Annotated in this window: 11 protein-coding genes and 1 other RNA gene; 8 read left to right on the top strand and 4 right to left on the bottom strand. The window is 60.5% G+C overall.

What is annotated here, in order from left to right:
- Positions 1-78: 78 nt before the first annotated feature.
- On the bottom strand, positions 79-1,584 hold the full coding sequence (locus tag CEY08_RS26150) for a tripartite tricarboxylate transporter permease (protein ID WP_063639711.1): 1,506 nt from the start codon (positions 1,582-1,584) through the stop codon (positions 79-81).
- Between the two features lie 13 nt (positions 1,585-1,597).
- Positions 1,598-2,062, bottom strand: coding sequence for a tripartite tricarboxylate transporter TctB family protein (locus tag CEY08_RS26155; protein ID WP_042796398.1), 465 nt, complete (start codon positions 2,060-2,062; stop codon positions 1,598-1,600).
- A gap of 424 nt (positions 2,063-2,486) precedes the next feature.
- Between CEY08_RS26155 and CEY08_RS26160 the strand changes: the two genes are divergently transcribed.
- The 4 genes from CEY08_RS26160 (at position 2,487) to CEY08_RS26175 (ending at position 4,299) form a co-directional block, all read left to right on the top strand.
- Positions 2,487-2,933, top strand: coding sequence for a hypothetical protein (locus CEY08_RS26160; protein WP_042796399.1), 447 nt, complete (start codon positions 2,487-2,489; stop codon positions 2,931-2,933).
- On the top strand, positions 2,933-3,244 hold the full coding sequence (locus CEY08_RS26165) for a cell division protein ZapA (RefSeq protein WP_006388757.1): 312 nt from the start codon (positions 2,933-2,935) through the stop codon (positions 3,242-3,244). Before CEY08_RS26160 ends, CEY08_RS26165 begins: the two co-directional genes overlap by 1 nt.
- A 33-nt stretch (positions 3,245-3,277) precedes the next feature.
- Positions 3,278-3,462: non-coding RNA, 6S RNA (gene ssrS, locus CEY08_RS26170), on the top strand.
- A gap of 81 nt (positions 3,463-3,543) precedes the next feature.
- A complete protein-coding gene (locus CEY08_RS26175) occupies positions 3,544-4,299 on the top strand; it encodes an SIMPL domain-containing protein (protein ID WP_076816292.1) in 756 nt (251 codons plus the stop codon).
- On the opposite strand, the gene lgt is transcribed toward CEY08_RS26175, so the two are convergent.
- Positions 4,274-5,062, bottom strand: coding sequence for a prolipoprotein diacylglyceryl transferase (gene lgt, locus CEY08_RS26180; protein WP_042796400.1), 789 nt, complete (start codon positions 5,060-5,062; stop codon positions 4,274-4,276). The two genes, CEY08_RS26175 and lgt, sit on opposite strands and share 26 nt — an antisense overlap.
- A 125-nt stretch (positions 5,063-5,187) precedes the next feature.
- Here lgt and ilvD point away from each other — a divergent pair, with 125 nt between their 5' ends.
- The 3 genes from ilvD (at position 5,188) to msrA (ending at position 7,824) form a co-directional block, all read left to right on the top strand.
- A complete protein-coding gene (gene ilvD, locus CEY08_RS26185; protein ID WP_042796401.1) occupies positions 5,188-6,873 on the top strand; it encodes a dihydroxy-acid dehydratase in 1,686 nt (561 codons plus the stop codon).
- Complete coding sequence (locus tag CEY08_RS26190; protein ID WP_076816290.1) at positions 6,857-7,192, top strand: c-type cytochrome; 336 nt, start codon at positions 6,857-6,859, stop codon at positions 7,190-7,192. The genes ilvD and CEY08_RS26190 overlap by 17 nt, the downstream gene beginning before the upstream one ends.
- Positions 7,193-7,269: 77 nt before the next feature.
- Positions 7,270-7,824, top strand: coding sequence for a peptide-methionine (S)-S-oxide reductase MsrA (gene msrA / locus CEY08_RS26195; protein WP_063639708.1), 555 nt, complete (start codon positions 7,270-7,272; stop codon positions 7,822-7,824).
- An 82-nt stretch (positions 7,825-7,906) separates the two neighbouring features.
- Here the strand turns inward: msrA and hppD are convergent, their stop codons facing one another.
- On the bottom strand, positions 7,907-9,019 hold the full coding sequence (gene hppD, locus CEY08_RS26200; RefSeq protein ID WP_042796403.1) for a 4-hydroxyphenylpyruvate dioxygenase: 1,113 nt from the start codon (positions 9,017-9,019) through the stop codon (positions 7,907-7,909).
- A gap of 156 nt (positions 9,020-9,175) precedes the next feature.
- On the opposite strand from hppD, the gene CEY08_RS26205 reads away from it, so the two are divergent.
- Complete coding sequence (locus CEY08_RS26205; protein WP_054458545.1) at positions 9,176-9,652, top strand: Lrp/AsnC family transcriptional regulator; 477 nt, start codon at positions 9,176-9,178, stop codon at positions 9,650-9,652.
- Positions 9,653-10,655: the final 1,003 nt, after the last annotated feature.

The following is a 10,655-nucleotide window of genomic DNA, read 5'->3' on the forward strand; positions in this document are numbered from 1 at the left end:
GCGCGCAAAGAAAAACCCCCGGGCGGAACCCGGGGGTTTTCAGGGCGAGGCTGCCGCGATGCAGCGGCAGGCTGCGCTTTAGTCTTCTTCGACGAAGGTCTCTTCGCGCTTCTTGCGGATCGCAGGCAGGGCCACCAGGATCACCAGGAAGACGGCGACGGCCAGCAGCGAGGCCGACAGCGGACGCGTCACGAAGGTCGTGAAGTCACCACGCGACAGCAGCAGGGCGCGACGGAAGTTCTCTTCCATCATGGGACCCAGCACCAGGCCCAGCAGCAGCGGTGCGCCTTCGCACTTCAGCTTGGACCACACGTAGCCGATGATGCCGAAGATGGCGGTGGTGAAGATGTCGAACGTGTTGTAGTTCAACGAGTACACGCCGATCGTGCAGAACACCAGAATCGCCGGGAACAGGATGCGGTAGGGCACCTTCAGCAGCTTGACCCACAGGCCGATCAGCGGCAGGTTCAGCACCACCAGCATCAGGTTGCCGATCCACATCGAGGCGATCAGGCCCCAGAACAGCTCGGGGTGGCTCGTCATGACTTGCGGGCCGGGCTGGATGTTGTGGATGGTCATGGCGCCGACCATCAGCGCCATCACGGCGTTGCCCGGGATACCCAGCGTCAGCAGCGGGATGAACGAAGTCTGCGCGGCAGCGTTGTTCGCCGATTCCGGACCAGCCAGGCCGGCCGGGTGGCCCTTGCCGAAGCGTTCCGGATTCTTCGAGATCTTCTTTTCCAGCGTGTAGGACGCGAACGACGACAGCACGGCGCCACCGCCCGGCAGGATGCCCAGGGCCGAACCCAGGGCCGTGCCACGCAGCACGGCGGGAGCAGCTTCCTTGAATTCCTGCTTGTTGGGATACAGCGTGCCGATCTTGTCGGTGATGTCGACGCGGTTTTCCTTCTGCTCGAGGTTGGTCATGATTTCGGCGAAGCCGAACACGCCCATGGCCACGATGGCGAAGTCGATGCCGTCCTGCAGCTCGGGGATGCCGAAGTCGAAGCGGGCGACGCCCGAGTTCACGTCGGTGCCCACCATGCCCAGCAGCAGGCCCAGCAGGATCATCGCGATTGCCTTGGGCAGCGAACCCGAAGCCAGCACCACGGCGCCGACCAAGCCCAGGCACATCAGCGAGAAGTACTCGGCGGGGCCGAACTTGAACGCGACTTCAGCCAGCGGGGGCGCGAAGGCGGCCAGCAGCAGCGTGGCCACGCAACCTGCGAAGAACGAACCCAGCGCGGCGATTGCCAGTGCTGCGCCAGCGCGGCCGTTGCGGGCCATCTGGTGACCGTCCAGCACGGTCACCACCGCGGACGTTTCCCCTGGCAATGCCACAAGAATTGCCGTCGTGGAGCCGCCGTATTGGGCGCCGTAATAAATACCCGCCAGCATGATCAGACCGGCGACCGGGGGCAGCACGTACGTGATCGGCAGCAGCATTGCAATGGTCGGGACGGGGCCGATGCCCGGGAGCACGCCAATCAGCGTGCCCAGGATGCAGCCCAGCAAGGCGTAGGCGAGGTTCTCGGGCGTGAACGCGACCGAGAAGCCCAGCATGAGGTTGTCAAACAATTCCATGACCGAAGGCTCCTTAGTTCATGCCCAGAAAGGACGGCCACAGCGGGAAAATCAGCCCCAGCCCCTTGACGAATGCCAGATACGAGAACACCACCAGGAAGATCGCGTTGGCGACGGCGACCTTCAAGCTGAACTCATGGCTGGCCAGGCTGCTGACGACAACCAGGACGAATACCGAAATGTAGATGCCCAGCAGTTTGAGGATGAAGCCGTAGAGCACGACCGATCCGACCACCAGGAAAACGATGCGCCAGTCGAACTTGTCGACGTGGGTCTCGTGGGCCTTCTTGGACAGCGAGCCAAGCAGCACGATGGCGCCCAGCAATGCCAGAACAATGCCTAGCCAGAAAGGAAAATACCCTGGGCCCATTCGGGCGGCAGTACCCATTTGGTAGCTGCTGGCCTGCCAGGCGAATCCCAGTCCAAGGGCGATGAACATCACCCCCGACCAGAAGTCCTGTCGATTGCGTAGCTGCATGATTGGTTGGCTCCTGTTTACAGCATGTAGATAAAAAGGTCTGTGGCCAATCCCGCCGACAGGCGAGTGACAGGCACAAAAAAGGCACTTCAGGGTGCCATTTGTTCTTATGAAAGGTAAGGCTAGGATTCTTGAAAGGGCGAATGGTAATGGACGCCCGGCACGCTGCAAACCCTGTAAGGTCGGTGAAAGGCTGGGGTTTTCCCTAGAATTCGGGAACTCCCGACCCCGAGTTGTAACGGGCCAGGAAGTTTGAGGGCTTTTTGAAAGCTAAGTGAAAGTTTATAGAAAGAAAGACGAAAGCAGGATCGGCCGGATGCGTGGCGTTCGGATGAGGGAGGGATAAATCCTACTGAATATTGCCGGGTTTCTCACCTTGCGTGAAGGGACCCCGTTCAACTCAGGATGGTTTACGATAGCGCCCATGCTGCAAGATCTAGACCAACTCGCCGCCCGCATAGGGCAACTGGTGCAACGCACCCGCCAACTCCACGCAGAGCGTGACGCGTTGCGCCAACGCCTGAATGAAACCGAAGCTGAGCAACGCGTGCTCAAGCAACGCGCCGCCGAGCGCGAGGCCGAAATCGTCACGCTGCAGAGCAAGCTTCAGGATCACGATGGCGCGGTCTCCGCCATGCTCGAGCAGGCCCAGCAGGCCGAGGCTGCGCTGCGCGAGCAACTGGCCCGCGAAACCGCCGAGCGCCAATCGCTCGAATCGCGTTTCTCCGCCCGCGAGACCGAATTGCAAGGCAACTTGCAGACCCGCGACACCGAATTACAGCGCTTGCGCGTGGCCGCCGCATCGGCCCGTGAGCGCATTGACGCCGTGCTGGCCCGCTTGCCGGGCGCACCGTCTGGAGAGCAACACTGATGGAACGCGTAGATGTCACCATACTGGGACGCGACTATTCCCTGGCGTGTTCCGCCGAAGAAAAGCCGACCCTGTTGGCCGCTGTGCGCCATGTGGACCAGCTGATGCTGCGCATCCAGGGCACGGGCAAGGTCTCCAGCAATGAACGCATCGCCGTGATGGCCGCGTTGCAAGTCGCGGGCGAGCTGCTCGCCATGAAAGCACCCGATGGTCCGCTGGGCGGTTTGGCGGTCGGCGACTTCAAGCGTAGAATCGAGGACATGAACGCAGTACTCGATGACGCCTTGTCGGGTCAGGAAAAACTGCTCTGACAGTTCATGAAGCAGTACTCAAGTATTTTCAGTTTGTCCCTGCCGTGTTCGTGACTAGGCCATACATTCTCTGAACCTATGTCTTATGGCATATTGGTTGCGGGAGTGCAGAGCTGGAGTGATCGTCTCCTGTAGACGAACCCGACGCTCTTCGGAACGCGACCACCTTGAACCTCAGGGTTCGAGATGCCGGCCTTGACGGCACAGGCGGGGCATCTATCCCAGCGGGCCTGCCACAAGAGCAGGTCCGCCTCGGGCGCCTCATCTCTCCCCTCCGTCCTCCCTCCTAGGACCAGTCCATGTTCAAACACCCTGTTTTCTCGCTGACCAAACTCGGCGCGGCGTGCGCAACCGTGGCCGCTCTGAGTGCTGCGCCGCTCGTCCACGCGCAGGCCCCGGCCCCCGCCGCCGCCGAAGCCTCTGCCAGCCGCGCTCCGGAATTGACCCTGCAGGCCACGGCGTCTTCCGAGGTCAAGCAAGACACGGTCCGCATTTCCTTGTCGGCCGAAGTTGAAGCGCAGGATCAACCGGCCGCGGGCAAGAAGTTGACTGCCGCCCTGGATGACGTGATCAAGCGCGCGCGCGACGTCAAGGACGTCGAGGTGCGTACCGGCGGCTACAACGTCTGGCCGAACACCTCCAGCAAAGGCAAGATCAGTTCCTGGCGTGGCCAGGGCGAGGTGATTCTGGAATCCAAGAACTTCGAAGCCGCGGCTGCGTTGGCTTCCAAGCTGTCCGACAAGACAGCCATCTCCAACATCAGCTTCTTGCTGTCGCGCGAGGCGCGCGAGGCCGAAGAGCGCAAGCTGCTCAAGGAAGCCGCGCAGGCCTTCAAGGACCGCGCGCTGGCCGCGGCCAACGCTTTCGGCTTCTCGGGTTACCGCCTGTCCAAGCTCGAACTGGGCGGCTCGGGCGGCGCAGTGCCCATGCCGCGCATGATGGGCGCCGCCGCCATGGCCAAGGACGCCTCCGGCGGCTATAGCCCGGACGTGCCCCTGGAAGCGGGCAACGTCACGGTCAGCATTGCGGTCAACGGGACGATCGTTTTGCAGTAAGGCTGAACATGATGGCGCCCAAGGCGACCATCGGCAGGGACAGCCACTGTCCCATGCTCAATCCGCCCGCGAGCAGGCCCAGGAAGTTGTCAGGCTCGCGGGTGAATTCCACGAGGAAGCGGAACGTTCCGTAACCCATCAGGAAGAGCCCGCTCACTTGCCCCAGTGGGCGCGGCTTGCTGGAAAACCACCACAGCAGCGCAAACAGCACGATGCCTTCCAGGCCCAGCTCATAGAGTTGCGACGGATGGCGCGGCAGGCCATCGCCGCTGCCCGGAAACACCATTGCCCACGGCACATCGGTGGGGCGGCCCCAGAGTTCGCCATTGATGAAATTGCCCAGGCGCCCAAAGCCCAGCCCCAGCGGGATCAGCGGCGCGATGAAGTCGCTCACCGCGAAGAACGGCAGCTTCTTCTTGCGCGCGAACAGCAGCATCACCACGATCACGCCGATCAGGCCGCCGTGGAACGACATGCCGCCTTGCCACAGGTACAGCACTTCCAGCGGGTGGGACAGGTAATAGGAGGGCTTGTAGAACAGCACATAGCCCAGCCGCCCGCCCAGCACCACGCCCAGCACGCTGTAGAAGATCAGGTCTTCCAGGTCCTTCACGTTCAGCGAGGTAGTGTGGCCGGAGGTGATGCGCCGGCGTCCCAGCAGGTACACCAGGGCGAAGCCCACCAGGTACATCAGTCCGTACCAGTGGATGGCAAGCGGCCCGATCTGCAGGGCGACGGGATCAAATTGGGGATATTGCAGCATGTTCTGCCCGACACAATAAAGTTGAATGATAATAACCGGCGAGCATTGAAGATTCGCGCGCAAGCGAGCCAGCTTCCCGGGGCGGTCGCCACGTCCGAGCCCCGACGGCCGACAGGAGACAGACCATGCCGCATAACGAACGTTCCCGCCACATCACTCACGGTGTCGCGCGCGCGCCCAACCGCGCCATGTATTACGCGCTGGGCTATCAGGAAACGGATTTCGAAAATCCCATGATCGGCGTGGCCAATGGCCATTCAACGATCACGCCGTGCAATAGCGGCTTGCAGCGCCTGGCCGATGCCGCCATCGATGCCATTCGCGCGTCCCGCGCCAATCCGCAGGTATTCGGCACGCCCACCATTTCAGACGGCATGTCCATGGGCACCGAGGGCATGAAGTACTCGCTGGTGTCCCGCGAAGTCATTGCAGACTGCATCGAAACAGCCGCGCAAGGCCAGTGGATGGACGGCGTGGTGGTGATCGGTGGTTGTGACAAGAACATGCCTGGCGGCATGATTGCCCTGGCGCGCACGAACGTTCCCGGCATCTATGTCTATGGCGGCACCATCAAGCCTGGCCACTACAAGGGCAACGACCTGACCATCGTTTCCGTTTTCGAGGCCGTGGGCGAATACACCATGGGCCGCATGCCCGAAGAAGATTTCAAGCAGATCGAAAAGTGCGCAATTCCGGGCTCGGGATCCTGTGGCGGCATGTATACGGCCAACACCATGAGCTCCGCGTTCGAGGCCATGGGCATGAGCCTGCCTTACTCCAGCACCATGGCCAACGAGGACGAGGAAAAAGTCGCCTCCGCCGCGGAGTCGGCGCGTGTGTTGGTCGAGGCCGTCAGACAAGGGCTGCGGCCGCGGGACATCATCACGCGTGAATCCATTGAGAATGCAGTGTCCGTCATCATGGCCACGGGCGGTTCCACCAACGCCGTCCTGCACTTCCTGGCAATAGCCCATGCCGCCGAAGTCCCTTGGACCATCGACGATTTCGAACGTATCCGCAAGCGCGTGCCCGTGCTGTGCGACCTGAAGCCTTCTGGCAAATACGTCGCCACGGACCTGCATCGCGCCGGCGGCATTCCTCAGGTCATGAAGCTATTGCTCAATGCAGGCCTGCTGCATGGAGACTGCATCACCATCACAGGCAAGACCATCGCGGAAACGCTGGCCGCCGTGCCTGACGCGCCCAGGGCGGACCAGGACGTGATCATGTCGCTGGATCGGGCGCTGTATCCCCAGGGCCATCTCGCCATCTTGAAAGGCAATCTCTCGCCAGAAGGTTGCGTCGCCAAGATCACCGGTCTGAAGAACCCGGTCATCACCGGACCCGCGCGTGTCTTCGACTCGGAAGACGACGCCATGACGGCCATCATGGCGCGCGAGATCCGCGATGGCGATGTCGTGGTCATCCGCTACGAAGGCCCCAAGGGTGGCCCAGGCATGCGCGAAATGCTGGCGCCCACCTCCGCGCTGGTCGGCCAGGGGCTGGGTGAAACGGTAGGGTTGATCACGGACGGGCGCTTCTCAGGCGGAACCTGGGGCATGGTGGTTGGCCATGTCGCGCCGGAGGCTTTCGTCGGAGGGCCTATCGCGCTGATCCGCGAGGGCGATTCGGTTACCATCGATGCCCACAAGCTGCTGTTGCAGCTCAATATCAGCGACGAAGAGATGGCGGCTCGTCGCCAGGCCTGGGTTCAGCCCCGGCCGCGTTATACACGCGGTGTGCTTGCCAAGTTCGGCAAGCTCGCCAGCACCGCGAGCCGTGGGGCAGTTACCGATGCATTTGAAGAGTAGTCTGTTGTTGGCCGCCGCCTGCGTCCTGGGCGCGGGGGCGGCGCAAGCGCAAACCACCGGGCTGGACCTGGCCAAAAACAAGGCCTGTATGGCATGCCATCAAGTCGAAGCCAAGCGCGTGGGGCCGCCCCTCAAGAGTGTGGCCGAGCGCTATGCGGGGCAGGGCGACGCCATGGTCGATTACCTGGCCGGCAAGATACGCGGGGGCGGCAGAGGCGCCTGGGGCGCGGTGCCCATGCCTGCGCAAACCCAGGTCAGCCAGGATGATGCCCGGGCGCTTGCTGAATGGATCTTGTCGCTGGCACCGCCCAAGCAGTAGTCTTATTCTCCTGCGCCCACGCATGAAATCCGGGCGTCTGGCCGCAGTTCGCGGCCGCCTATCAATAAGGAACCGTCATGTCAGAACAACCCTCTCCGGGCAATGAAGTCGCCGTACTCGGCGGCGGCTGCTTCTGGTGCGTCGAAGCGGTGTTCACCGATCTGCGCGGCGTCAGGAGCGTGCTGCCCGGCTACAGCGGCGGGCATGTGGACAACCCCAGCTATGAACAGGTTTGCGGCAAGGATACAGGTCACATCGAAGTGGCTCGCGTCGAGTTCGATCCCGCCGAACTGTCTTACAGCGATCTGCTGCGCGTGTTCTTCGCGACCCACGATCCCACCACCCCTGGTCGTCAGGGCAACGACGTCGGTCCGCAGTACGAATCGGCCATCTTCTGGCAGAACGAAACGCAGCGCGAACAGGCTCAAGCGGTCATCGCCGAAGTCGAAGCCCAGAAAATCTACGATGCGCCTATCGTGACGCACCTGCTGGCACCCGCCAAATTCTGGCCGGCTGAAGACTATCACCGCGATTACTTTGCCCTGCATCCAGAGCAAGGCTATTGCCAGTTCGTGATTGCGCCGAAGGTCGCCAAGTTCCGTAAGCAATTCCAGGACCGACTGCAGAAGTAGCAGGCAAAAAAAACCTCACCCTGGGGTGAGGTTTCAAGGCCAGCGTCGATGCCCGAGCACCGGACGCTGGCGGGGGAAGTCTTTACTCGACGGTCTTCACGACGCCCCGGCGCATCTGGTCCAGTTCAATCGACTCGAACAAGGCTTTGAAATTGCCTTCGCCGAAGCCATCGTTGCCCTTGCGCTGGATGATCTCGAAGAAGATCGGGCCGATCTGGTTTTCAGTGAAAATCTGCAGCAGCAGTCCGCCGCCGGGGGCGCCGTCCAGCAGGATGCGATTCTTTTGCAGGCGCGCTACGTCCTCGCCGTGGTTCGGCAGGCGGCGGTCCAGCAACTCGTAATAGGTCTCCGGCGTATCCAGGAACACCACGCCATTCTGGCGCAACGCCTCGATAGTGGCGTAGATATCTTCCGTGGCCATGGCGATATGCTGGATGCCTTCGCCTCGGTACAGGTCCAGGTATTCCTGGATCTGGCCCTTTTCTTCCGTGCCTTCTTCGTTGATCGGAATGCGGATGTTGCCGCAGGGGGAGGTCATGGCCTTGGACTTCACGCCCGTCACCTTGCCCTCGATGTCGAAGTAGCGCACTTCGCGGAAATTGAAGAGGCGCTCGTAGAACTCCGCCCACTCTGCCATGCGGCCCTTGTGCACGTTGTGCGTCAGGTGATCCACAAGGGTCAGGCCGGCACCGCGATGATTCAGGTCGGCCTGGGCGTTCTGCGGGTCCACCGGCACGAAGTCCACGTCATAGATGCTGATGTCGCCGATACCGCCATGGCCGTCCTTGCCGGTCCAGCGGTCCACCAGGTAGATCAGCGAATCGCCGATGCCCTTGATGGCCGGAATGTTCAGTTCCATCGGGCCGCTATGCGAATCGAAGCCCCAGGCGCCGAGCTCCAGGGCGCGCTTGTAGGCGGCATTGGCGTCCTGCACGCGAAAGCCGATCGCACAGATCGACGGTCCATGCAGGCGCGCGAAACGCTGGGCGAAAGAATCCGGCTCGGCGTTGATCAGGAAGTTCACACCGCCCTGGCGATACAGGGTCACATCCTTGTGGCGGTGTTTGGCAATGGCCTTGAAGCCCAGCAGCTCGAACACCTTGCGCAGTGCGGCGGGGTCCGGCGCGGCGTATTCAATGAACTCGAACCCGGCGGTGCCCATCGGGTTGTCCCAGGGTTGGAAAGCGCTGCTCATAAGTCTGCTCCCTTGCATCATTTTTAAGGACGACTTGTTCTTCAAGTCTAGACGGAGATTGTAGGAAGGAACGACGGGCAGACAATTGCAAACGTGTCGCGAAAGCTAGCTAGTTGAGCAATAATATTGCCGTAGAAAAAATATTCAGGGCTAAAAATGTCTGACATTGAGCTAGATAGGACAGATATACGGATTTTGGCCGAGTTGCAGCGGGATGGGCGGCTCAGCAACCAGGAACTGGCCGACCGTGTGTCGCTTTCGCCCAGTCCCTGTCTGCGACGAGTCCGGAGGCTGGAAGAGAAGGGTTTCATCAAGAAGTACGTGGCGCTTATCGACGCGAAGAAGGTTGGCTTGGGCCTGCTTGCGTACGTGAACATCCGCTTGAACAAGCACAGCGGATCCAGTCACGCGCCCATGAGCGACTTCGCCCGCGACGTGCAGCTGTGGCCGGAGGTGGTCGAGTGCTATGCCATGTCTGGCGACATGGATTACCTGCTGCGCATACAGGTCGCCGATCTCGCGCATTTCTCCCGATTCGCCATGGACACCTTGATGCGCCATCCCGCAGTAGTCGACATGCGTTCGTTCTTCGCGCTTCAGCAGATCAAAGAGACGACAGAGCTGAGGCTCTGATCTTTTGGTGTGGCCGCGGAGGCTTGCGTATTGCTCTATATATAAGCGTGCGTGCCGCGAGTGGCAACTTGCCGCCGGCCTGTTGGATTCCTCCTCCCCGGCCTGGCTCTCTATATATAGGGAAGGAGCGCCCCTCATTTAAGCCCGTCCCCAGAAAACTTCATCTTTTTGAAAAATGGGTGCCATCTTCATGGAATGGGCAAATTTCCGTGCTATAGTCTCGCTCCTTCGCGATTCGGTCGGTTTTTGAGGCGCGAAGGCCAAGCAAGCACACAGGGCGACACGGGTAACCAAGCCGGCCTGCCGCAAGCGGTCAGAAATGAAAGCGATGCGGTTATTGCATGAATTGCAGCAAATTAGGCAGAAGCCGGTTGCGCAGTTTGCAAAAATCGTGCTATAGTCTTGGGCTTGGCTGGCGATGTAAACAAAGGGTTTACCCTTATATCGCCAACCGGCTGTTGCAATAACCAACCCCTGGATTTCAGGGTCAGCGCTCTGGCGAAAGCCGCTGCGATGTTGCAGGAAAGAATGCAAGTCAGGCAAAAGCCGGTTGCATAATCTGCAAAAGTTGTGTTAAAGTTTCAGGCTTGGCAGTTGCCGAAAACTTAGGGTTAACCCTGATATTTCGATAGCTGCTAAGAGAGGCGGACCTGAAGAGGTTGCAAGCCAAGTGAGCGAAACGAAGGTTGTGACGCTAACTTGACAAGCTAAAAAAACTTCTTCATAATCTCGTTTCTCTGCTGCTGACAACGTAGCGCTAGCGAAAGCAGGCGCCGCTGCCAGTGGGCAGTAAGTAGTACCGAATTTAGCAGTACCGCTCTTTAACAATTAAACAACCGATAAGTGTGGGCGCTTGATGCGAGTGCACAGTGATTAGGTTGGGCTTAAAACCCCGTCCTGATCGCAAGCACAAGAAATCAAGTGCTCACTAGAAGTGAAGTACCTTAGATGTCAAGTCTAAGCACATACCTCACTTCCTTTGAGTAGCGACGTATGACTCGGT

This window comes from Achromobacter insolitus, assembly GCF_002209555.1.
In the GTDB taxonomy this organism is placed as follows: domain Bacteria; phylum Pseudomonadota; class Gammaproteobacteria; order Burkholderiales; family Burkholderiaceae_B; genus Achromobacter; species Achromobacter insolitus.